This window comes from Kribbella yunnanensis (assembly GCF_039529655.1).
GTDB lineage: Bacteria > Actinomycetota > Actinomycetes > Propionibacteriales > Kribbellaceae > Kribbella > Kribbella yunnanensis.
Window position 1 is genome coordinate 1 of the sequence record NZ_BAAANF010000036.1, and the last position, 23,799, is coordinate 23,799.

The 23,799-nt window shown below is 67.1% G+C and carries 19 protein-coding genes; 4 read left to right on the plus strand and 15 right to left on the minus strand.

Annotated elements, in window-relative coordinates:
- The 12 genes from ABD231_RS40785 to ABD231_RS40840 all read right to left on the minus strand — a co-directional run.
- On the minus strand, nt 1–862 hold an 862-nt coding region (locus ABD231_RS40785), incomplete at its 3' end, for a lytic transglycosylase domain-containing protein (RefSeq protein WP_344165458.1).
- 68 nt (nt 863–930) lie between these two features.
- Nucleotides 931–1,776: a phosphate ABC transporter ATP-binding protein gene (locus ABD231_RS40790; protein ID WP_425554253.1), complete on the minus strand. Its 846-nt coding sequence runs from the start codon at nt 1,774–1,776 to the stop codon at nt 931–933.
- 42 nt (nt 1,777–1,818) lie between these two features.
- Nucleotides 1,819–4,452: a hypothetical protein gene (locus ABD231_RS40795; protein WP_344165461.1), complete on the minus strand. Its 2,634-nt coding sequence runs from the start codon at nt 4,450–4,452 to the stop codon at nt 1,819–1,821.
- A gap of 83 nt (nt 4,453–4,535) precedes the next feature.
- Nucleotides 4,536–5,549 (minus strand): substrate-binding domain-containing protein, encoded by a 1,014-nt coding sequence (locus ABD231_RS40800; protein WP_344165463.1) that lies wholly within the window; start codon nt 5,547–5,549, stop codon nt 4,536–4,538.
- 158 nt (nt 5,550–5,707) lie between these two features.
- Nucleotides 5,708–7,387 carry a PPC domain-containing protein gene (locus ABD231_RS40805; protein ID WP_344165466.1) on the minus strand — a complete coding sequence of 560 codons (1,680 nt, stop codon included), beginning with the start codon at nt 7,385–7,387 and terminating at the stop codon, nt 5,708–5,710.
- Nucleotides 7,388–7,415: 28 nt separating this feature from the next.
- Nucleotides 7,416–8,294: a sortase gene (locus ABD231_RS40810; RefSeq protein WP_344165469.1), complete on the minus strand. Its 879-nt coding sequence runs from the start codon at nt 8,292–8,294 to the stop codon at nt 7,416–7,418.
- Entirely contained in the window at nt 8,291–9,958 is a 1,668-nt protein-coding gene (locus ABD231_RS40815) for a phosphate ABC transporter substrate-binding protein PstS (RefSeq protein WP_344165472.1), read from the minus strand. Before ABD231_RS40815 ends, ABD231_RS40810 begins: the two co-directional genes overlap by 4 nt.
- Before the next feature lie 11 nt (nt 9,959–9,969).
- Complete coding sequence (gene pstA / locus ABD231_RS40820; RefSeq protein WP_344165475.1) at nt 9,970–11,034, minus strand: phosphate ABC transporter permease PstA; 1,065 nt, start codon at nt 11,032–11,034, stop codon at nt 9,970–9,972.
- Entirely contained in the window at nt 11,034–12,038 is a 1,005-nt protein-coding gene (gene pstC, locus ABD231_RS40825) for a phosphate ABC transporter permease subunit PstC (RefSeq protein ID WP_344165478.1), read from the minus strand. The genes pstA and pstC overlap by 1 nt, the downstream gene beginning before the upstream one ends.
- Nucleotides 12,035–12,370 (minus strand): hypothetical protein, encoded by a 336-nt coding sequence (locus ABD231_RS40830; RefSeq protein WP_344165481.1) that lies wholly within the window; start codon nt 12,368–12,370, stop codon nt 12,035–12,037. Before ABD231_RS40830 ends, pstC begins: the two co-directional genes overlap by 4 nt.
- A gap of 142 nt (nt 12,371–12,512) precedes the next feature.
- A complete protein-coding gene (locus tag ABD231_RS40835; RefSeq protein WP_344165484.1) occupies nt 12,513–13,043 on the minus strand; it encodes an isochorismatase family protein in 531 nt (176 codons plus the stop codon).
- On the minus strand, nt 13,040–17,743 hold the full coding sequence (locus tag ABD231_RS40840) for a DUF2961 domain-containing protein (RefSeq protein ID WP_344165487.1): 4,704 nt from the start codon (nt 17,741–17,743) through the stop codon (nt 13,040–13,042). Before ABD231_RS40840 ends, ABD231_RS40835 begins: the two co-directional genes overlap by 4 nt.
- A 186-nt stretch (nt 17,744–17,929) precedes the next feature.
- On the opposite strand from ABD231_RS40840, the gene gndA reads away from it, so the two are divergent.
- Nucleotides 17,930–19,405 (plus strand): NADP-dependent phosphogluconate dehydrogenase, encoded by a 1,476-nt coding sequence (gene gndA, locus ABD231_RS40845; RefSeq protein WP_344165489.1) that lies wholly within the window; start codon nt 17,930–17,932, stop codon nt 19,403–19,405.
- A 110-nt stretch (nt 19,406–19,515) separates the two neighbouring features.
- Nucleotides 19,516–19,953: a DUF6319 family protein gene (locus tag ABD231_RS40850; protein WP_344165492.1), complete on the plus strand. Its 438-nt coding sequence runs from the start codon at nt 19,516–19,518 to the stop codon at nt 19,951–19,953.
- A 156-nt stretch (nt 19,954–20,109) separates the two neighbouring features.
- On the opposite strand, the gene ABD231_RS40855 is transcribed toward ABD231_RS40850, so the two are convergent.
- Nucleotides 20,110–20,724 carry a Type 1 glutamine amidotransferase-like domain-containing protein gene (locus ABD231_RS40855; RefSeq protein WP_344165495.1) on the minus strand — a complete coding sequence of 205 codons (615 nt, stop codon included), beginning with the start codon at nt 20,722–20,724 and terminating at the stop codon, nt 20,110–20,112.
- 356 nt (nt 20,725–21,080) lie between these two features.
- On the opposite strand from ABD231_RS40855, the gene ABD231_RS40860 reads away from it, so the two are divergent.
- Nucleotides 21,081–21,692 (plus strand): hypothetical protein, encoded by a 612-nt coding sequence (locus ABD231_RS40860; protein WP_344165498.1) that lies wholly within the window; start codon nt 21,081–21,083, stop codon nt 21,690–21,692.
- Nucleotides 21,693–21,851: 159 nt separating this feature from the next.
- Nucleotides 21,852–21,992, plus strand: a complete 141-nt coding sequence (locus ABD231_RS40865) for an RICIN domain-containing protein (protein ID WP_344165500.1) — start codon at nt 21,852–21,854, stop codon at nt 21,990–21,992.
- A 3-nt stretch (nt 21,993–21,995) separates the two neighbouring features.
- On the opposite strand, the gene ABD231_RS40870 is transcribed toward ABD231_RS40865, so the two are convergent.
- Nucleotides 21,996–23,003: an alcohol dehydrogenase catalytic domain-containing protein gene (locus ABD231_RS40870; protein WP_344165503.1), complete on the minus strand. Its 1,008-nt coding sequence runs from the start codon at nt 23,001–23,003 to the stop codon at nt 21,996–21,998.
- Nucleotides 23,004–23,014: 11 nt separating this feature from the next.
- Entirely contained in the window at nt 23,015–23,758 is a 744-nt protein-coding gene (locus tag ABD231_RS40875) for an SDR family oxidoreductase (RefSeq protein WP_344165505.1), read from the minus strand.
- Between the last annotated feature and the right edge of the window lie 41 nt (nt 23,759–23,799).

Below are 23,799 nucleotides of genomic sequence, written 5' to 3' on the forward strand. Positions count from 1 at the left end.
CTGGCGGGGTGACGGGTGGTGGGGTGATGGTGGGTTGGGCGGGGCGGGTGGGGGTTGGTGGTGTGGGGATGGGCTTGCCGGGGGTGACCTTGTCGTCGGGTGGGGGCGGGATTATGCCTTCGGAGTCTGGGACTTGGACTGTTTGGCGGGTGTAGGACTGCATCCAGCGGAGGACTGTGGAGACGTACTCCATGGAGTGGTTGTAGCGCAGGACGGACCGCACCAGGGTTTGGGGGTCGGCTAGGTTGGCGCCTCCCCAGCAGAGGTAGTTGGCGGTTGCGCGGGAGGCGTCGTAGATGTTGTGGGGGTCTTTCAGGCCGTCGGCGTTGCCGTCGGCACCGAAACTTGTCCAGGTACCGGGGATGAACTGCATGGGGCCGACCGCTCGGTCCCAGACCGGGTTGCCGTCGTAGCGGCCTTGGTCGGTGTCGGAGATGGCGGCCATGCCGGGGCCGCCGTCCAATACTGGGCCTAGGATTCGGCCTCGGGTGTTGCCTTGGGCATCTACCTTGCCGGCGCCTGCGTGGTCTGACTCGACCTTGCCGATTCCCGCCAGCAACGGCCAGGTCAGATGGCAACCCGGCAACGCAACACTCACATCGAAAGCAACCCGTTGGTACGCCGCCAAAACCGTCCCAGGGATTCCGGACGCATCACCCGCGATCCCCGGAATCGGCTGCACCGTCCCATCCGTCGTACCAGACTCCGGTACATCGGCCGGTTGCTGCACTGGCAGTTGACCATCAACCCCGGGTCCCGGTGGCAGGTCCGCCGGCTGGTCGATGAACCCGGTCACCGCATGAGCATCAACCACCAACTGATTCGCAGCGCCACCACCGCCGGAGGCGATCACCAGCGCCATCAGTCCGAGCGGTGCCGCGCACGCCCAGCCGGCGATCAATTTGATTCGCCATGTATCGCCCCGGGTGATCACCCGAACCGCCCTTCCACGTAGTCCGCCGTTCGCGAGTCCTCCGGGGTGGAGAAGATCTTCGTCGTCGGCCCGGATTCGACGATCACGCCCGGAGTCCCCTGCTCGGCCAGGAAGAACGCGCACGTCTGCGACACCCGCGCCGCCTGCTGCATGTTGTGCGTGACGATCACGATCGTCACCTCGCGGCGCAGTTCGTGGATCGTCTCCTCGATCCGCCGCGTCGACGTCGGGTCGAGTGCCGAACACGGCTCATCCATCAGCAGTACGTCGGGTCGCACGGCCAGCGATCGGGCGATACACAACCGCTGTTGCTGCCCACCGGACAACGCCCCACCCGGTGAGCCGAGCCGATCCCGGACCTCTTTCCACAGCCCGGCCTTGCTCAGGCACTCCTCGATCAGCTCAGTCCGTTCACTCCCCCGAACCCGGGTCCCGGTCAGCTTCAACCCCGCCGTGACGTTCTCCGCGATGCTCATCGCCGGGAACGGGTTCGGCTTCTGGAACACCATCCCGACCCGCTTACGCGTATCCGTGATCCGCCGTTCCGGCTCGTAGATGTCGTCGCCGTCGAGCAATACCCGCCCAGCCAGCGACGCGCTAGGCACCAGCTCGTGCATCCGGTTCAGGATCCGCAGGAACGTCGACTTCCCGCAGCCCGACGGGCCGATCAGTGCAGTGACCTGACCGGACTCCATCCGCAGCGAGATGTCGGCCAGCACCTTGTGATTCCCGAACCAGGCCGCGACTCGGTCGCTCTCCAGCATGCTGCCGCCACTGACGGGCGGCAGCACGGTGGTCTCATCAGACGCCGCACTAGGAACGGCAGGCAGTACAGACGTCATGCGAGTCCTTCCGATCGAACAGAACTGATACGAGCAGGCAGGTCAGCCACGACGCCGGCCCCGACGCAGTAGCCCGGCCAGGTACGAACCGCCGGCGGCCAGACCGCGCCGTACCGGATGTCCCGGCTGCGAGATCACCCGGATCCCAGGTGATGCAACCCCGGCCGCGAGTCCAGCGGCAAGCAACGCCGGCAGTCCCCAAGCCAGCCAGCCGAGCGACTCACCGGTCGTGGCCGCGATCGGCTTCGTGCTGGAGTTGTTCACCGGCGGCTGACTAGTCGGCCCGCCGGACGGCGTACCCGGGCCTGGCGTGGGAGTCGGCGTCTTCCCATCCCCAGGACCGTTCGGGTCCTTCGGTTCGTTGGTGTTGTGATGAGGTGAGTTCTTCGGCGGATCGTTCGGTGTCGGATCCTTGGGATCGTCGACCGGGTCCTTCGGCGGAATCGGCGGCGTACCGGTCTGGGCCCCGACGGCATCGGCGACCCGGCTGGCCTGATGGCGCATCTCCTGCGTCAGCGCGAGGTAGCCGTCCGGCAGTTGCCCGGCCTCCTGCCCCCACTGCTGCCCCTGCGTACTGATCCAGCGCAGGTTGTCGGCGTACCGCTGAGCCAGCGTGCTCGGCAGCGATGACGTCGGCACGGCCGCGTAGCTGATCATCGTGCCGGGGTAGCCGCGCTTGTCCATCGCGTCGTAGTCGAGCTTCCAGGTCCCGGAGTTCTTGTCCGGCTGCGCGCCATCCAACGCGTACCCCATCGACTCAACCGTTGGTCCGACGAACTCCCCCGCGCTGTTGCGCAGGTCAGCAGCCCGTACGCCGGTCTTCTCGAGCTCGGGCAGTACCGAGAGCACGAAGATGTGTCGCTCACCGAAGTTCTGTGCGTTGTCCCGCTTACCCGCGAATCCGCTCGTCGGCGTACTCGGGTCCCGCAACTGCGGACTCTGCGTCAACGGCCAACCAGACATCGTGATGTCCGAACCGTTCGCCCAGGAGTTCGTGTTCTGCGCCCAGAAGGTCTGCGGCTGGAAGCCCGCCCAGTCGCCACCGGTCTTCGGGATCTGCCAACCGTCGTTCAGGTTGTAGTCGTCGGTGGGCAACTCCCAGCCGCGGTAGGTCTTGTTGACCGTCATCCCCCACGGATCCGCCTTGCCTTGCAGGAAGGAACGCGCGGTCGGATCAGCCCAGATCCATCGAGTCAGCGCAAGGAACACGTCACTGCGAGCCGTCGGCATCGCCAGCTGAGTCCCCTCGGCCGCGTTGGCTCCGGCGTAACCGGCCGCCGCGGGATTGAGCTGCTGGAACTCGGGATCCTTGAAGATGTTCGCCGGGTTGCTGGCGGTGTTCGGATTCACCGGCAGCTTGTCGGTGTTCGGGCGGAACTTGCCCGGGTAGGACTGGGACAGCATCTTGGCCACCAGCCGCTGGTTGAGCTTCACATCGGTGACCTGGCTGAGGGTCCCGCCCTGGTTCTGGTCGACCGTGTAGCCGATGGCGAACCCGGTCGTCGCGATCGGCGCGTACCCGAGCTTGCGGTCGTTCGAGACCGGATCGTCCGGCGTCGCCGGTTCGCTGACCACCGCAGCATCCGCGGCGTACTTCGACGTCGAGGCAGGGTCGCGCAATCCGAGCTGACGCAGCGAGTCCGGTTCCCAGGCACGGGTGAAGTCGAGGGCGGCCGGACTCTCCTTCTGGCAGCGAGCCGGCACCCACCGGCGCATCGCCTCGGCCGTGAGTTCGGACCCGAGGAACTTGGCCTGGTCAGTGCGCCCGATGCACTTCGGCAGGCTCGGACTGAACGAGAGCTTGAAGACGTACCGCTCGTACCAGTTGGCCAGCAGCTGCCAGTTGCCGATGCCGGCCTGGCCAACAGCCTTGGCGCAGTTGCTGATCGTCAACGGCGGCGCGCCCTGCTTCGCGTTCCGGCAAGGACGTTCCCGCACCGGTACGACGACCAGGGAGCAAGGCGATGTGTCCGAGCACCCGAGTGACGGGTTCTCGACCGCGGTGTTGACCCAGGTCTGCACCTGACCGGTGCCGTCCGCCTGTGTCACCCCGCGCCGGAAGTTCCGTGTACCCGGGGTGAAGTCGTCGATCGGTCCGAGCTTGTGCTCCAGGTCCGGCTCGATGAGCAGCGGCATGGTGTTCCAGAACCCGTTCAGGGCATTACGCCAGCCCTGGTACTGGTCCTTCGTGTCATCGGCTGAGTCGACCTTGCGGAACGGCACCGAGAAGAACGGTCCGGCCGGGAGGGTCTTGGCCTGGCTGTACCAGTCCGAGGTCTCGACAGGTGCGTAGTACGTCGCCTTGGCCTGCAGCTTGTTCGTGCCCTGCGCGTCGCCGTTGTCGGCGACCGAACCCATCCAGCAGTCCTCGCGACTCGGGTTGGTTCCGCGGCACTGCATCACGACCACGGGGTAGATGAAGTTCGTCGGAGACCGGTCGAGGCCCTTCCACGACACCGAGACCATCTGCCGGGTGAGGTTCCCGGTCTTCGATGCGGTGACGCTGACGCCGTCCCGTTGCAGCGTCACCGGATTCGCGGACGGTTCGGCGACCATGGCCGCGTCCGTCGGGTCCGGCGGCGGATCGTCGTCCGCGGCGACGGCTGGTCCGGGCACCACCGACAACAGCGCCAGCAGGCACGCACCCGCGATCATGGTGAGCTTCTTGGGCCTCACAGGATTCCTCCCTCTCAGTACCTGAACCCCGGTGGGCGCGGAAGCTCCGCACCCGCCGGGGTTTGTTGCGTTTACTGCGAAAGTCAGAGCACGCCGCAGGTGCCACCGTTGGCGGCGTCGCCCAGCGGCAGGAAGCCGTTGGCGGTCACGACGTCACCGGCGGTGGTGGTGGCCGGGTCGGTGTCGGCGTCCTCGCACACGAACGGCGTGCCGCCCAGCGAAGAGAAGCCCGAACCGTCACCGAAGACGTCGGCGAGGCCGGCCGGAACCGAACCGCTGACGGTCTTCACGACGTTGTAGAGGTTGCGGTCGTACGCCGCGGAGTCGGCGGCCGCGATGTCGCCGCGGACGGTGCCGCTCTTCTCCGTGGCGGTGAGCAGGTTGTAGCGGCCGACGGAGAACGGCGCGATCGCACCGGCGTTGGCCTTGATCAGGGTCGGGCTGTGCTCCTGCACCGGCGTGCCACCGACGTTGTCCTTGACGCAGGACGGGAGGCTGCTGGCGTTGATGCCGACCTGGGTGGCCCAGAAGGTGCGGGTGCCCGAACCGGCCTGCGGGATCAGCGGCAGGATGACCTGGTTCGGTCCGCCTACCTGGTTCCAGTTGGTGATGGTGCAGTTGTAGATACCGGTCAGCTGCCCGTCGGTCAGCGAGGTGACCGCGGCGACGCCGCTGTGGGCGGCCCAGCGGACGCTGTCCTTGGCGAACGGCAGGAAGGCGAGGCCGGCGCAGTCACCGGTGGCCGGGCCACGCGACGAGCGGGCCGCGGACACGTTGGCGTTCGAGCACAGCGCGGCGAGACCGGCGCTGGAGCCGTTCGGCCGGGTGACGGAGGCGGTACCGGAGCGCAGCACGATCGGCGAGGTGCCGGTCGCGTCCCACGAGGCGAGCTTGGCCGACGGGGTCGGCGTCCGGCCGTTGTAGACGGCGGCGAGGTCGTTCAGCACGTTCTCGCTGGTGTCCGAGCCGACCAGGACGATGTCGTTCGCGTCCGGCGTGAAGCCCGGGTCGGCCGAAGCGGTCAGCGCGGAGGTGGCGACCAGCGCGACCGCGGCAGCGGCGATCGCGGTGGCACGGGCGGTACGGGTGAAACGCATTAGGGGAATTCCCTTCCTCACAAGCGTTTTCGCGACCTTGGTGTGGTCGCGGTGCCGGTTTGCGGTCACATCCCTAATTCATCGTGCCGGGGTCACCAGCAGGTCGCTGTTCGGTTAACCGGACATGACCCGCTGGCTAGCCGGAAACGTTCTCACTCTCAGCAAGGGAAACTGATTCCCCACGCAATCGCGTTCAGGGCGTTCTGGCTGCCGATCAGGCCGGAAGCCGGGTTGTAGGTGTCGGTCTTGTAGTCGACATCGAGGTCATCGGCGGTACCGCCGAAGCCGTCCGGACCCACGCCGTACAGGCCGGTGAAGTTGCCGTCGGCATCCATCAGGGTGGCGGTGGTACTCGCCGGGTCGGCCGGAGCGGCGCCGTACAGGGCACCGAGTTCGCGGCTGGCCAGGTTGCCCAAGGCGGTGCCGACGAACGCGATCCGGTCGGAGGTGGCGGTGAGGTAGGTGTTCAGGCTGAGCGGGCCGGTGGCCGCGCTGATCCGGTCGAGCTGGACGAGAGCGGTCTCCTCGTGGGCGAAGTTGCCCGGGTCGATGGACTGCGCGGTGCCGATCCGGCCGATTCCGGACTCGGCGGTCTTGCCACCGATCACCACGCGGCTCACATTCGGGCTGCCGAAGGTGTCGGTGTCGTCGGCGCTGGTGCGGATTCGCACGTTGACGTCGTACCCGGCGCGGACGGCGTCAGTGCGCAGGTTCTCCCGGACGGTGGTCGTCGCCTTGGCGATCACGGCGGCCTCATCGGCCGCGGTCAGACCCCAGTTCGGCAGGTACGGCGTCAGTCCGGACAGCTGCCGTACTCCCGTACCACCGAGCGGCGCGAGGTCGACCGAGCCACCGTCGAAGTCGAGGAACACCGTCTGCGGAGCGTCGTCGACGGCCGGTCGGGATACTCCGAGAGTCAGGTCGTAGGGGCCGAAACCGTCGGTGACCGAGACGGCGTACCAGCCAGCCTGGTCGGCGACGACCGCCAGGTCGACTGCACCGCGCGGAAGCGTGGAGGCGGCCGGCAGCTTGCCGAGGCTGTGCAGATCGGTGCCCACGGCAACCGATCCGTTCGGCCGGATCACCGTGAGCCGGTCGCCGGATGCGCCGAGCGCGGCGCCGAGGACGTCACCCGCGGCCAGCTTGACGGCGTAGAAGTCGCGGTCGATCGGAGCCGCGGCGATCAGGAGCTGGTAGGCGCCGGTGTCGGCACCGCCCAGACCGCTGCCCGAGTTCTGCGGGTCGGTCGGGAAGTCGCCTGCCGCACTCTTCCCCGCAACGGCGACGTAGTAGTCAGCAGTCGCGGTGATCGGGTACTGCAGCTTGCTGAGCGCACCGGCGCCGTTGTCATCGTCTGACGCGAGCAGTTGGCCGGCCGCGTCGTACAGGCCGACGACGGTGTTGGTGGAGGCCGGCGAACCGTCGGTGCTGACGGTCAGCGTCTGCCCGGCCTGACCGGCCACCTGGTAGAAGTCGAAGTCGTTCGTCTTGTCGCCGAGCGAGCCGTGCGGCCCGTCACCGAGTGTCCCGCTGGTGGTCACGGCCCGGACTGCGCCGGCGCCGATCCCGGTGGCCGTCGCGGAGGCGATCGACCCGTTGTCCTCGTCACCGGCGGTCAGTGCGACCGGGGCCGGTGAGAGGGTGCCGTGCACGGTCGCCGTACTGACGCCGTACAACCGCTCTGCTGTGGCCCGGCTGTCGTTCTCCCCCGCTGCCGTGGCCGCTTCGTGCTCTTGGTGGTTGGTGGTGACTACCGCGGACGAGACCCCCGGGGTGGTGGCAAGCAATGCGGCGACGAGTGCCGCGCCTACCACGAGCCGGTGGATTCGTGCGTTCATCGTTTTCCCCTCCAATGAACTGATCTGGTCAGATCAGGTTCGGAAGCATGGCGGCGATCTGCTCGAACACCCGCCATACCAGCGCGACGACTACCGGCGCGCCGATCAGGTAGGACTCCCAGCGGCCGATCCGGGACCGGAACCAGACGACTCCGATGGCGACCGCGATCAGTGCCTGCAACCACAGCACCAGCGTCAGCACACCGGACAGGTTCACGCCGAACGCCTGCTCAGAGTCCGGGACCCGGGCCAACCGTCCGCCCGGGTCGGGTAGTGCGGTGCCGTCGACGAGCTCGGCGTCGACGTACACGGTCTTCGCGGGTACCGGCGCGCCCTCAGCGGTGACGAGCGTGACGCGGGACCCGCCGTTCGGTAGGGCTGCGGGCAACGGATCCCCCGCCCGTCGTACCGCCTTCACCTCGTAGTTGAAGCGCCCTTCACCGGTGACGACCTCGAACCGCGCACCGGGCCCCAACTTCGGTACGGCGCGGAACGGGCCGCCGTAGCTGAGCGCGCGGCCGTAGATGACCGCGACCCCAGCCTCACCGGGCAGGGGACTGTCGGCCCGATGTCCCGGTCCCTGCATCAGAATCGAGCCGGCCGTGCCCTCGCGAATCACTTGGCGCAGGCCGAGTCCCGGAATATCGAGTACGGCGACCGGAGCGCCGTACTCGATGCCCGGACCGATCGGAGCCGTCGCCTCGGCGAGCTGACCGCGGAACTTGTCGTAGGCGATGTCCTGGGCGCGGTTGTACTGCAGCGCGCCCAGGAGCAGCACGTAGATCACGAACACGAGGATTCCGAGCGCGAACATCCGCAATGCATCCGACGTCAGCTGCGGCCGGAGTGCGAGTTCCTCACGCGCTTTGGTTGCCATCCGCAACGGTGCGGAGACGGCGACGGTCACCGGCCCGCTCGCTTACGCCGCAGGTGCCGGGACACCAGGGTCGGAACCAGGAGCAGCAGGAGTGCCTCAGCCGCGACCAGTACCGCGAGGTTGCGGAGCATATCGCCACTGCCGCGACTGCCGTTCAGGTCGGTCACTTGTCCGGTCGGCACGTACCCACCGTTGTTCGGGCCGCCGGCGTTGATCACCTGCCCGGTCTCCGGATCGACCACCGGCGCGCTCGTCGGACCGGCGCCAGGTTGTTGTCCTGGCTGAGTCGGCTGACCGCCGTTCCCGTTGCCGTTCTGGCTGCCGTTCCCAGTACCGTTGTTGTTGCCGTTTCCATTGTTGTTATTGCCGTTGTTGTTGCCAGTGTTGTTCCCGTTGTTGTTGCCGTTCCCGTTGTTGCCCGCGGCAACGCACTTGCCGTTCACCGGCGGTCCGGCACCGTCTCGGTCACAGGGCAGCGGCTGCGGAGCGACCACCGCGAGCACGTTGCGATTCAGGTTCTTCCCGTCGAACGTCGGGTTGCCGCACTTCTTGATGTCCGTCGCCCCGGCCTTGCTCCCCGGCACCCTGGCGATCTGGTGGAACCCGGCCTGCACCAGGTTCAGCGGCAGCGGTGAGTAGCCGAGTGGGGCCGCCTTCTGCTGCCCCTGACAGAGGAAGTACGCCGCGAAGTCCGCCAGGGTCTGGCCCTTGTTGGCGCTGAGATTCGCGGTCGGCAGGATCATGTACGAGTACGACGACAACGGGTACGCGCGCGGGTCCGGGTGGTTGTAGACCCCGGTCAGCTTCTGGGTGAGGTAGAGCGGCGACTTGGAGTTGGTCTCGATCTGCGCCCGGGTCAGCGCGACCGCGGTGTTGTAGGCGTTGGGCTCGGTGTAGTAGCCGGCGGTGTTCTTCACCTTCGCGACGGGGTAGCTCTTGCCGAGTGCGTACGAGTACTCGACGTACCCGATGGCGCCGTCGGCGTAGCTGGCCGAGATGTACCCGGCCATCTGACTCGAACCACCTTGCGCCTTCACACCGGAGAAGTTCGTGGTCGGGAAGTACGACGTCTGGCCGCACTTCCGGTTCTGCGTGGACTGGCAGAAGCCGTCCCACAACGCCTTTTGCTGAGTGTTCATCCAGAGGGTGAACTGCGCCGTCGTACCGGAACCGTCCGAGCGGACGACCGGGATGACCTTCTTGCTCGGCAGCTTCTTGCCGTTGTTGTCGCGAGTGATCTGCGGATCGTTCCAGTTGGTGATCTTGCCGGTGAAGATCTTGGTGATCGTGTCCCCGGACAGCCGCAGGTCGCGGTAGAGCTGACCGCGGATCCTGATCTGGTACATGAACGCGGTGCCGCCGGCAACGATCGGCATGTAGGCGTACGCACGGCCGTGGGCGTTGTCGTCGGCCTGGGTCAGCGGGTCCTTGCCCTGGTACGGGATCTCGCTGATCGCGAAGTCGACCAGGTTGTTGGCGAAGTCGAGTCGGCCCCGCGACGACCCGCCGCCGCCGTACTCGACCCGCATCCCGAGCGGCTCGACATCGCGGATCCACTGGTCGAGCGCGTTCTGCGACCAGGTCGACCCGGTGCCATAGATCGGCGCGTACGCCGTACTGCCGGCCGACGCCGGGAGCGCCGCCGACGCGAGTGTCAGAAGCAGGGCGAGCACGAAGGCGCTGAGCCGTCGCATGGCTGGTCCTTTCATCGGGAACCGGACCGGCCGCGGCCGGCCATCCAGCGGGAGAAGGCGAACAGCAGCAGAACCAGGACCAGCAGCAATGCCGCGGCACCGAACGCCCGGCTGATGTAGTTGGCCTCGGGCGACTGCGACATCTTGAAGGTGAACAACGGCAGCGAAACCATCGGGCCGGAGAACGGGTTCAGGTTCAGGTACGTCGTGAAGCCGGCGGTCAGGAGGACCGGCGAGGTCTCGCCGATGCCGCGCGCCGTACCGAGCACGAGCGCGGTCGCGAGACCGGGTCGCGCGGTCGGCAGCACGACTGACCAGACGGTTCGCCATTGCGTTGCGCCGAGAGCTAGGGACGCTTCCCGCAGACCGCTGGGTACCAGCCTCAGCACGACTTCGGACGAGCGGGCGATGATCGGCAGCATCATCACCGAGATCGCCATCGCCGCCACGAAGCCGGACAACCGCATCCCGAATCCGATCAGCAGTACGACGTACGCGAACAGGCCGGCCACGATCGACGGCAGCGCCGTCATCGCCTCGACCACCGAGCGCACCAGCCTCGACGCGCGGCCACCGACCTCAGTCAGGTAGACCGCGCACAGGATGCCGAGCGGCAGGGTGATCGCGATGGCGATGCTGATCTGGATCAGCGTCCCGGCGAGAGCGTGGAGCGCGCCGCCGGTGCTCAGTGGCTCGAGTGGTCCGGCTGTGCGCAGGTCTTGGGTGAAGAAGTTCTTGTGGATCAAGGCCCGCGCACCACGGATCAGCGTGTAGCCGATCACCGTCGACAGCGCGAAGCCGACGAGCGCTGCGCCACTATGAGCGAGCAGTACGGCGAAGCGATCGGCGAGGACGACGCGGCCGCGCCGGAGTCCCGTGTACAGCAGGTAGAGCGCGGTGAACGACAGCCACCAGCAGACGATGAATCCGAGCGTGCCTTCGGTCGGCAGGATCCGGCTGTAGACAACCCAGGTCAATGACAACCCGGCCACCGCCGACCCGACCAGCCCGGCCCGGTCCTCCACGTCCACGATCCGCAACTGGCGACGTACCGGTTCTTCCACAATGGCGGCCATCAGATCTCCGTTCCGGCGCCGCTGCGGCTGCGGGCAACCACGAAGCCGGCGATCAGGTTGACGATCAGGGTGATCACGAACAGCACCAGGCCGGCCGCCATCAGGGCGTTCAGCTGGGATCCCTGGGCCTCGCCGTACCGGAGCGCGATCATCGACGAGATCGTGATCGAGCCGGACTGCAGGACGTGCCAGTTGATCTCGAACAGGGGCGACACGATCATCACCACGGCGATCGTCTCGCCGAGGGCGCGACCGAGGCCGAGCATGGTGCCGCCAATGATGCCGCCGCGGCCGAATGGCAGGACGACTGCGCGGACGACACCCCAGCTCGTCGATCCGAGCGCCAGGGCGGCCTCGCGTTCGCCGGCCGGTGTCTGGTCGAAGACCTCGCGCATCACCGCGCAGGCGATCGGCATCACCATCATCGCGACCACGATCCCGGCAATGAACGCCGAGGACGCGTACGTCGCGCCGTCGAAGACCGCGGCGTCCGGATCGGTGTCGACCTTGAAGATCGGGATCCAGCCGAAGAAGTCGGTGATCCAGCGAGACAGGTGGATGACGCGCGGCTGCAGCAGGAAGAAGCCCCACAGGCCGTAGACGATCGACGGTACGGCGACCATCAGGTCGACCACCGCGACCAGGCTCTTCTTCAGCCCTCGTGGCGCCCACTCGGTGATGTAGAGCGCGGTCGCGACCGCCAGCGGGAACGAGATCGCGATCGCTATGGCGGCGACCACGACGGTTCCGAACAGGATCGCCGCGACCCCGATCTGGTTCGCCTCAGGCTGCCAGGACTGCTCGGTGAAGAACTTCCACCCGTACGTCTGAAGTGTCGGTTTTGCTTGGTATGCCAGGAAAATCCCGATCCCACCGGTGATCAGCAGCACCAGGCCACCGCCGCCGCGGGCCACGAGCCGGAAGATCAGGTCGGACGGTGCGAGCGACGACCGCAGCTTGCGCGGTGCCGGCTCAGCTGTCGATTCGGGGGTCGGTTCGCTCACCGCTGCTCCCGTTGGGTCAGCTGCCCGGACGTGACCTCGGCCAGCTCAACCGCTTGCGTGAATCGATGGAATGCGCGGCGAGCGTCGATCCGGCGCGCGAAGACCCCGGGACAGCGGACATCAGGCCCGTTGTCCGCGGCCAGCTCCCAGCGCCACCGTCCCTCCGGATCCCGCCGCAGGGCCGGCTCCGCCTCGCGCGCAAGCCGCCGTACCGCCGCCAGCTCTTCCTGCGGCGACTCCCGCCCGCCGCGCCCCATCGCGAGTGGGCGGTTGTTGCCGGAGAGCAGTCGCCACAGCCGTTCACCTCCTCGCGGATCCTCGAGAAACTGCATCCGCACCCCCACCTCGCCCCTCCAACCTCTCCCCCAGAGCAGTTAGTCAGGGGGACTGTTGCCAGGAGCGGACAACGCGTGGTGAACCGAACCGAAGCGGAGCATGAACACGCTTTTCGGTTACGGCCGGGGCCGGAATGTCTTAGTCGCTGAGGGCGGCGATGTACTCGGTGCCGGTGCAGAGGGTGCCGAGGCGGGGGAAAATCTTACTGAGGGCGAAGTTGTGGGACTCCTCGTCGAGGCCAGTCATCGCGTCGGTCAGGTAGACGGTCTCGTAGCCGAGATCGTCGGCGGCGCGGGCGGTGGACTCGACGCCGAAGTTCGTGGCGATGCCGGCCAGGGCGAGCGTGTTGATGTCGCGGTGCTGGAGTTCGGCGTCGAGGGTGCTGCGGCCGAAGGCGCCGAGGGTGTTCTTGACGATCTCGAGGTCGCCGGGCTGTGGGGCAACCTCGGGTGCGAAGCCGCTGCCTTCCGGCTGGTAGTCAACGCCCGGGCGTTCGACCCGGACGTTGACCACCAGGCCGCCGACGGAGCGCGTGGCCTTTGCCAGCGCGGCGCAGCGCGCGAGCACCTCGGTTCCCTTCAGTGGCGCGGTGTCCAGAGCGATGATGCGGGGCATCAGGTCGATCAGGACGAGCGCCGTACGGCGGGGATCAAGGCTGAACGTGGTCATCCGCCGAGCGTAGCCGCCAAGGCGTTCGCGTAGGTCACGTCCCGCTCGGTACCGGAGAAGCCCACGCGCCAGGTGCCGCCGTCGTACGTGCCCTGCGGCCAGGCGCGACCGCCGGGTTGCCACAGCGGCTGCCAGGCGACGCCGTCGCTGACCGGGTCGTACCAGTGGTTGTCGTTGGACCACGCGTTCTTGTGCGCGGTGACGAGGCTGAGTCCCGGACCGGTTGCCATCGACCACTTCGGGAGGCCGGGAACATCGCCGTCGCGGCCGAAGCCGCCGGGGTCGCCTTGGTCCGGGAGGGCCGAATCGACGTTGAAGGCGACCTCCCAGAGCGTCGCACTCGTTGCCCCGTTCACCTTCCAGGTCAGACCGGTATCGAAGGTCCGCGGACCGAAGTCGAAGGTCCAATCGGCGGTCACGGGCTCGTCGCCGAACGGGATGCCGGTCAGCTTGACACTCGTGCCGGTCGTCTCGACCTGCGCGGCCGGACCGGTGATGTCGGTGGCACCGAAACCACCAACACCCAGGTACGGCGCGGTCGCGCGACCGGTCTCGTCGAGTGCCTGGCGGTACTGCTTTTGGCCGGTCGGGTCGACCTCGAGGCTGGTGATCGCCGTACGGGGACTGGTCTGGATCGTGGCTCGATAGTGGTCGTTGCTGACCACTTGTCCTTTGGTCACCTCTTGTTTGGCGAAGTCGAGTGGGGCGAGGAAGAGACCGCCCTTGCCCCAACCGGCGCCGGTCACGTACCAGTTGTTGCCGTCCTGCACGACCTCCGCGGCATGCGCCTGGATCGTGCCGGCCAGTTGGTCGGTGGTGAAGTGCAGCGGATCCTTGCTCTTGTAGACCTTTGTCGACTCATAGCCTCCGTCGCAGCAGACGAACAGGTACCAGTCGGTCCCCCGCTGAACTACGAACGGCGACTCCGTCGGACCGCCGTACGTGCCGGTCGCCGGGTGTTGGAACGCCGTCTGCCGCGCGCTCCAATGCTTCAGATCGGAACTGGTGCGGTAGGCAACGATGTGGTTGCCGCCGGATGGCGTCGAGTTCGCGGTGTAGTACATCACCCACTGGTCACCGACCTTGCGAACCATCGGGTCTCGCCCATCGAAACCGTCGGTGAACAAGGGGTTCGCCGCGTCCCGGGTCCACGTCTTGAGGTCGGTCGAGGTGGCCAAATGCATCCGGTACGCCGTGTGGTCCGGCGTACCGGCCGCGTAGAAGAGGTAGTAGGTGCCGTTGTCGTAGATGGCATGCGGTGCCCAGATGTGAATCTCACCGGCATTCGGGTCGGCGACCAATGCGGGCGGCTGCTTGGTCCACGGACCGTTCGGGGTCGGGGCCGTGGCGTGGCCAAAGCTCTTCTCGTCGAGCGGGTTGGCCGGCTCGGCATGCGTGATCGCGTACACGTGCCAGGTACCGGTCGCGCGGTCCTGGATCAGCGTGTGATCGTTGTAGTACCACGGACCGGTCTCGCCGGTGCTTGGGTCGTAGACCTTGGTGAACTTGCCGGCCGCAACCACTGTGTCGGTCTTCGTGTACGGCGTGATCTGGGTGCTGTTCAATTCCAGGTCCAGGAGGTCGAGGCCGGCGAGATAGCCGGTTGCGGCCGGGTTCTTGCCGGTCAGCGTGATGGTCAGAGTGTGCTTGCCCGCGGTGAGTTGCCGGGTGCCGAGGCTTTGGCGTTGCGTGCCGACGCCGCTTGACTGGTAGCCGTCGAAACTCCTGACCTCGCCGGCGTCCACTTGCAGGTCGACTGTGCCGTAGTCGGCGGCCTTGGTGAGTACGGCGTTGAGCTCGTAGGTGCCGGTGGTCGGCACGGTGAAGGCCAGCGTGGTCTTGTCACCAGCCTTGGTGCCGTGGATCCAGGCTTGTGCGCCACCTGACCAACTCACGCCACAGCAGTTGCCCTGCGGATCCACAGGGACGCTTGACGAGACAGGTGGCAGCATCGCCTCCCCCTCCACCCGCAGCACATTGCCACTCGTCCCCTCGACCGCCGTCGACCTGGGCCCGACGTTCCCCGCCAGGTCGACCGCCGCCACCCGATAGGACCACGTCTCGTGGAGTCCGAGGCCACGGTGGACGAAGCCTGGCAGCGGCGTGCTCCCGAGCAACTCCTCGCCGCCCTGCGCTGCCTGCCCGCCCCGCGTTTTCTCCTGACCCTGCGCTTTCGTCCCGACCACCTTGGTCCCATACACGTTGTAGTGCGCGATACCTGCGTCATCAGCCGCGTCTTCCCATGCCAGGTTGATCGCGTTGCCTGTCTGGCCGGTCGCGCTCACGTTGGTGACAGCGGCGGGTGCGCGGCGGTCGGCGTACGGGGTGACGAGCGACTGAACGACGTACCGGCTGGCTGTCCACGGTCCGGTGGGGCGCAGCTCGATGTCGAGTGTCGACTTGCCGGCGGTGAGCGTTGCGGGCAGTTGGTAGTTGTCGTCGAGCCAGCGCTGGTGGGTATTGCCGAGCGGCTGCAACCACGTGCCGGCGGCCTTGCCGTTGACGAAGACCTGCGCGGACTGTCCGGCGACCTTCTGATCGCTGGTCCTTCTCAGCGTCACACCCTGGTTGACCGGGTCGATCTTCGCGGTGAAGCGCAGCAGTTGACCGACCTGATCGGTCAACGCGACATCATCGTGGTCCCCTTCGTAGACCGACGTCAGCTCGGTCCCTGGTACGTCGATGCGATCGGTCTCCCGGGCTCCGAACTTCGCCGACGTGTAGAGGAACGCGGTGGAGCCATAGATCGCCGGGTGGTCGTCCTGCTGACCGTGTTCGATGCCGATGTCGAGCTGGTTCTGGAATCCGATCGAGTCGGTGATGTGCAGACGCCAAGCGCCATCGCATTCGTAGGTGCAAAAGCCGGCCTGGACCTCGTGGGCGGAGTTGCCGTGGAACGGCGTCGAGTAGGTTCCAGCGTTGAAGTACCAGCCGGACTCGTAGTAGTCCTCGGTCCCGGTACCGTGGATCGCCGGGGTCCGCTCACCGTCGACGTACACACGCTCGTCGCCTTCGAGGTAGCCGCGAGTGTTGCCGTTGGCAAGCAGCCCCTCCATGGTCTGGACGACGCCGACGAACTTGCCACGTCCCGAGGTCTGCGCGAGCGTCCAGTCGCTGCCCTGCGTGGTCTCACCACGTTTCGAGATCGCGGTGAAGTAGCCGGTCTTCCCGGTGACCAGGTCGACGGCCTTACGCGCGTCCCGGGATGCGGTGACTTCGGACTGGCCGGTCAGCGGGTACGCCGATTTGTTGACCAGGCTGACCGTGGCACGGGCGACGTACGGCATCGGCCACCAGGCGGAGTACCAGCCAGTGGGGTCCATGGCGAAGAAGAGCGAGCGGACCGGGTTCTCACCGAGGCCGGAGCCGAAGAACTCACCGATCTGGGCGTCGACGCGCTTCTGACCGTCGATCGTCACCTCGACGCGGACACCGGCCAGCAACGAGTCGGAGGGCTTGACGCGAGCACCGTCGGCTTCCGTTGCGGCGTACGGCATCGTGTGGGCGCCGCTCCAGGCCTGCTTGGTGATTTCGTAGCCGTGCGCCTGCTCGTCGGCGACGTGGTTCGGCCCGACATCGAGGGTGTCGGTGCGCTTGGGTGAATCGACCCAGTAGGTGAACTCGTTGAAGTCGAGGTCGGAGGAGATGAACTGGTTGGTGATGGTGATCTGCGACTTGCCCGCGGTGAGTGCGGCCGGGAGGTCGACGGTCTGGTCGTGCCACTGCGCACCGGCCGCCTTGAGCGGAGCCCACTCCCCTGCTTCGACGCCGTCGACCAGAACCTTGGCTCGCTGGTTGCCGATCCGCAGGTCCATCCGACGCGTCAGCTTCACGCCGGTGTTGGCCGGGTCGATCTTCATCGTGAACTTGCTGCTACCGGTGAAGGCGCGGCCGTCGTCGGCGAACTCCGGCAACTCGAGGCCGACGATGCTCGGAAGCTTCAGCCGGAGAGCACTGAGCTCACCTGGCCCGTAGGTATCGGCCAGCGTGACTCGCTTGCCGGGGGCAAGTTTGAGCGTGCTCTTGGTGGTCTGGCTGTTCGGCTGGGCGGGTTTGGGGTCTGTGGTGCCGGCGTCCTTGAGCAGCTTCAGTACATCCTCCGCCTTGTCTGCCGGGTCGAAGGTGCGGATGCCAGTTGCGTCCGGGAACTCGCGGTAGCCGACGTGGTAGAAGTACGGGTTGCTCTGGGTGGTGATGCGCATCGAGGAGCGGTACGGCATCGGGACGCGGATGTAGACACCACCGCTGCTCTGGACGCCGTTCGCGACCAGGGGGTAGCTGAACGGCGCACCGAGCTTGCCGTCAACGATGTCCTGCAGTGAACCGTGCAGTACCTGCTTGCCGTCGAGTTCGACAGTGATGGTGCCGGTCTTGGTCACATTGCCTTCGTCGCGGGTGAACCAGATGGAAGCGACCTCACCAGGGCCGCTGTCCTCCGCGATCACGCAGCCGGCTTCCGACGTACGCAGGCAGGAGAAGGCGCCGTCGAAACCGTCGTTGTTGGTGCCGTCCCGGCCGAAGCTGGAGAACTGCTTGGTGCGGACGCCGGTCTGGAGTTCCGGCAGGCGGTCCAGGTGGCGGTAGACGTCCCATCCGACGGGACCGTTGTTCTGCGGAAGCGGCGTCGTACCGGCTGTTGCTGTTGCGGTCGGGAGCACCAGTACGGCGGCAGCGACCACCGCGACTATGCGACGGAACATGGGCGAGCCCTCCGGCGGAATGGATGGCGGGAAATCGATTTCTCAGTGTCTACCATCGTTGCACCGCGCTTGAGAAGGGCTCAGCTTCGGGGAGTTGGCTGTCCGCGGGCCGGGCCGCTGCGGCGACCGCTTGCCGGGCGCGCAAAGATGGGTCCGCACACACCTTGAGACTGCGGGAGTAAATCGATGAGCTCTGCAATTGCCGACCCCACCCCACCACCCCGGTCGGGGGCAAAAGCCGAGATCGCCGTCACCGGCCTCGCCGTGATGGGGCGCAACCTGGCCCGGAACCTGGCGCGCAACGGGTTCCGCGTCGCCGTCCACAACCGGTCCCAGGGCCGCACGGACGCGCTGATCGAGGAGTTCGGGCACGAGGGTGACTTCACCGCGGCCGCCGATCTGCCCGCGCTGGTCGAGGCGCTCGAGCAGCCGCGCAAGATCATCATCATGGTCAAGGCCGGCGAGCCGACCGACGCCGTCATCGACGAGCTCGTCCCGCTGCTGGACCAGGGCGACATCGTCATCGACGCCGGTAACGCACACTTCCTGGACACCCGGCGCCGCGAGAAGGCGCTGAGCGAGAAGGGCCTGCACTTCGTCGGCAGCGGCGTGTCCGGTGGCGAGGAGGGCGCACTCAACGGCCCGAGCATCATGCCCGGCGGCTCCAAGGAGTCCTACGCAGCACTGGGCCCGATCCTGACCAAGATCTCCGCGCATGTGAACGGCGAAGCGTGCTGCGTGCACGTCGGCCCGGACGGCGCCGGTCACTTCGTGAAGATGCTGCACAACGGCATCGAGTACGCCGACATGCAGCTGATCGCCGAGGCGTACGACCTGCTCCGTCGCGTCCTGGGCCTGTCCCCGGCCGAGCTGGCCGACGTGTTCCGCGAGTGGAACACCGGCGACCTCGAGTCCTTCCTGATCGAGATCACCGCCGACGTCCTCAGCCAGGTCGACCCCACCACGGGCGGGGCGTTCGTGGACGTCGTACTGGACCAGGCGGAGCAGAAGGGCACCGGACGGTGGACGGTGCAGTCCGCACTCGACCTGGGCATCCCGGTGAGCGGCATGGCGGAGGCGGTGTTCGCACGGTCGCTGTCGGGCGACGTCGTACGGCGTGAGGCGGCGGCCGGCGTACTGCCGGGGCCGGCGTCGGCGAAGGTGGACGTGGATCGGGACGCGTTCATCGAGGACGTGCGGCACGCGCTCTACTCGTCCAAGCTGGTCGCCTACGCGCAGGGCTTCGACGCGATCCGGGCCGCTTCCGAGCAGTACGACTGGAATGTCGACCTCGGCGCGATGGCGACGATCTGGCGCGGCGGCTGCATCATCCGGGCCCGCTTCCTGGACCGCATCAAGGAGGCCTACGACCGGAACCCGGCCCTGCCGTCACTGCTCGTCGACGACTACTTCAAGGACGCCGTCGCCAACGGCCAGGACGCCTGGCGTCGCGTTGTCGCGACCGCAGCCACGGCCGGCGTACCGGCTCCGGGCTTCTCGGCGGCACTGTCGTATTACGACGGCCTGCGTGCGGACCGGCTGCCGGCGGCGCTGATCCAGGGTCTGCGCGACCTCTTCGGGGCGCACACCTACAAGCGCGTCGACGCCGAGGGAACCTTCCACCTGGAGTGGTCGGGCGACCGTTCGGAGACGAAGTCCTAGGTCTTGCGACACGCGGGCGGGTTGGCGTTGGGGTCGAACGTATGTTCTAATGTTCGCACAGTGCCAGCCCGCTCACCGCGGGCGACGTTACTAAGGAGATCGCCGCAACGATGACTGTAGACACTCTGGCAGTAGAAACGCCGTCGGACGACGTCGACACTCCCGTCACCGCCGACACCACCCCGGCTGCATCCTTCTCGGCCCCCGACGCCGAGGCTGAGTCCGAGGTTCCGGCCCCGGCTCCGAAGAAGGCGCCGGCCAAGAAGACCGCTGCCAAGAAGACCAAGACGATCGAGCTGACGCTCACCGTCACCGGCACCGCCGACGGCGAATGGACCGCCGAGCTCAAGCAGGGCTCGACCTACCTGGCCCGCGGCGTGGCAGTTGCCGCCGCGGCCGTCTCGCGCGCCGCCAAGGAGCTGCACGAGGACCTCTCGACCCCGCTCGACGAGGTCATCGAAGAGGCCCGCGCCCAGCAGGCCGCCAAGGTCGCCGCCCTCGAAGCCGAGCTAGAGGCCGCCCGCCAGGCACTCGCCGACCTCTCCTGACCCACCCACCCGTTGTCTGGCCCTCGCCGGCCGGACTCTCCGGTCCTGGCAGCCACCTTCCCTGGCGACCAAGACCCGCCGATGCTCGTCCTCTTCCCAGGACGCACATCGCCCCCGCAGCCCAGGTGCCCCGCGCATCTGGGCTGCGGTCTTTACTCAGCTGATGTCGTGCAGCTCCAGCATCTCCCCGTCCCGCAGCCGTCGATGCTCCAACCCGCGCTCGGCGAGATAGGCCGCGGCTAGCTCCGCCCCTTCCGTCTCAGCATGTTCAGACCGCCAGTGCGGAACGATCCGAAACGGCACCAGCCCGAGGCACTCCGGTCGAGTCGACGATGAATACCCCGCGGGCAGAACGCCCGGCTCATCCATCAGCTCGATCCCCTGAAGATCCGGCCCGGCGACACAGGCCCCCGCCGAATACCCGCCGTACACGAAGTCCGTCCGCTGCCCCTGCTCCTGAACAGCCGCCCGAAATCCCGCCCGAGTCATCGCCCGAGCCAACACAAACGCGTTCCCACCCAGGACCCAGACGAGGTCGAGGCCGCCCAGGCGTTCAGTGAGTTCCTCGGGCCCTGCAAAGTACTCGCGGAGATCGAGCTCCTCACAGGAGTACCCAAAGGACTCCAGAGTGCGGCTCTCCCGGCCATAGTCGCGAGCGCGCGATACGCCGTACCCATCAAGCGCATTCAGCACGATTCCAGCCCGGCCCCCGGAAAGCACCAACGGCTGGTTGTCAGGGGTCAGGAACCAGGAACTCAACAGCAACCTCATCGACACCTCTCGCGCATCGGACCGGGGGCGTGAACAAGATCCAGTGGCCCTGAACAAGGTATTACCTGTCCACGGCCCCCGCCGGCTACGCCCACCCCCGGGTTGTGGCCGGTACGACGTTGAGCACGGGTCAACCATGTGCGCGGCCGGGAGGTGGTTGAGGGGTGCCCAAGGTGAGTCGGCTGGTTGACCTTGAGCACGGTTCGACCGCTTCGGGGGGGGTTAGATGGTTGGTGGGGTCTCAAGGTGACCGCCGGGCCGGCGACCGGCTGTCAGGGGTCAGGGCTGCGCTCGTTGCGACCTCGTGAGATCGGCGCGAGACGTCGGTGAAACAGGTTGTGACGACGATCTCGGCTATGAAGATCTCACTGACGAAGAAGGTGGTCGCGGGGGCCGGCGCGGTCACCCTCGCGGCCTTGGGCATCCTTGCGGGCGTGCGGGGTGCGGTGCCGGCCAGCGCGGACACCGTCACGGTGACGTGGTTGCGCAACGGCGGCCAGTACGGCGATGGCCGCGAGAACCTGTGCCTCGACGTGGTCGACACCGATCTATCCCTGACGACGCGACCGTGTACGGGCGCCCGGACGACACAGAGCTGGAAGATCACCACTGTCTCCTCCACGACCGCCTGGATCGAGAACACCCAGTACCGCAAGTGCATCGGCGTGGTGGGGGCGAGCAAGAAGCCCGTCCTGATGGACTGTGGCTTCCCGAACGCCAGGGGTTTCTTCACCACGAAGCAGCACGACCCCAGTTGGTTGTCGATCCACAAGCCGGACACCTTCGACGAGAGAAGGTCCTGGCTGGCTACCGCGTACACGCCCTCGGTGACCCTGCAGAGCGAGTACTACGCCGGCCCCACCTACGGCGCCAACGGACTGTCCCGCTGGCAGCAGCTCGGACAACTCGTCTACTACCCACCGCCGAAGAACCCGTGCTCCGGCATCCGCTGCGAAGACCCGATGTAACCCGAGTACCTCACAGCCTGACTATCTGTTGCAGATAGTCAGGCCCATCGCGTAGTGGCAGGTGCCGGGCTGGTTCCGTCGCCCCGGATACCGTGCGTTGATCTTCTGGTTGATGACGCCGAGCCGCAGGCCGTGCCCAGAACCACCGCGGTGGTCGTCTTGATCAGGATCTTGGTGTTCGACACCCGAACCGGCAAGGCTGTAGACGTGGCCGGCTGCTGGCCCGAGGCGGGCGCTGCGCTCATCCTGTGGGACTACTGGAACGGTCCCTGCCAGCGCTACCGCCTCGAGGCGAAGTAACGCTCAGCTGGGCTGGGTTTGGAGGACTATGCGGAGGTTGGCTTTCGGCTGATGTTGCCAGGCGGCTTCGGCTTCTTCGAGGGGGTAGGTCTCGATGATGGGGCGGATGTTTTTGAGGACGGCGAAGTTGAGGGTGTCTTCGGAGTCCTGGGCTACGCCGGAGTACCAGCCGGAGACGGTGAGGCGGGTGTCGGCCAGGTCGTGGCCAGTGACTTGGATGGGGTCGGAGCCTTCTAGGACGATGAGTTGGCCGTTGGGGCGAAGGCCTTTGATGAGGTCGGATTGGAGTTCGGCTCGGGAGACGGTGGCCAGTACGGCGGCTGCTCCACCTAGCGCTTTGAGGGCTTCGCCGGCGTCGCCTTCGGTGCTGTCGATGTAGTCGTCGGCGCCTAGTCGGCGGGCTAGCTCCTCCTTGTCGCGGCCGCGGTTGATCGCGACTGTGCGGAAGCCCATCTTGTCGGCGAACTGGATCGCGAGGTGTCCGACACCGCCGACGCCTTGGATCGCGACCAGGTCGCCCGGTCCGGCCTTGGCGTGGCGGAGGGCGTTGAAGGCGGTGATCCCGCCACACATCAGTGGGGCTGCTTCCTCGAAGGACAACCCCTCGGGGATCCGCGCGACCGCATCCTGCGGAGCGACCATGTATTCGGCGTAACCGCCGTCGTACGACGTGCCGACGATTGTGTGCTGGACGCAGTTCGTGAAGTCGCCGCGGCGGCAGAACTCGCAGGTGAAGTCGACGCCACCGGACCAGCCGACGCCGACCTTCTCGCCGACCGTCCAGAGCGTCACGCCTTCGCCGACCGCGTCGACCACGCCGGCGATCTCGTGGCCGGGGGTGCGCGGCAAGACAGTGCCGAAGAGAGCGTTGCGCGGGATGGCGTCACCGCCGCAGATCCCGCACGCGTAGACCTTCACCCGGATCTGCCCGGGTGCCGGCTCCGGGATGGCTACATCCGTTACCACGAAGGGGCCGCCGGGCTGCTGAACTTGAGCTGCTCGCATGGTCATCAAAAACCCTTTCAGTGCATTCCGCCGTCGGCGACCAGTTGCTGGCCGGTGATCAGGCCGGCGTCGTCGCTGGTCAGGAACGCCACGACGCCCGCCACGTCCTCCGTCGTACCGAGGCGCCCGATCGGCACCATCTCGATCAGGCTCTGCTTGTACTCGTCGTTCGCCGGGTCGGTGAAGATGCCGGCGCCGTCGATCGGACCCGGTACGACGGTGTTCACGGTCACGCCGCGTGGTCCGAGTTCGAGCGCGAGCACCCGGGCCAGGTATCCGGTGGCCACCTTGCTCGTGCCGTAGAGACCGACCCCGAGTTGCGGGACGGTGGTGGTGTTCGACGAGATCGTGACGATCCGGCCGTTGTCCGCGATCCGGCGAGCCGCCTCGCGCAGGACGAAGTACGGGCCCTTGGTGTTGACCCGGAAGAGAAGGTCGAAGTCGTCCTCGGTCACGTCGGTGACCGGGATGTTCACCTTCTCCATCCCCGCGTTCGCGACCACGATGTCGATCCGGCCGAACGCCTTCATCGCGGCGTCGAAGACCTGAGTGATCCCGTCCACCTGGGACACATCGGCCGCGACCGTGATCGCCTGTACGCCGAGTGCCTCCGCGGCCGCCTGAACCTCGGCCGCGGCGCTCTCGTCGCGCGAATAGTTGACCACGACATTCGCACCCTGCCCGGCGAGCCGGAGCAGGATCGCCCGGCCCAGCCCTTTCGACGAGCCGGTGACGAGCGCGGTTTTCCCCTGCAGCGTCATACTTACTTTCTCCCATCAAGTCGCCTTGTTCCGATCGTCCG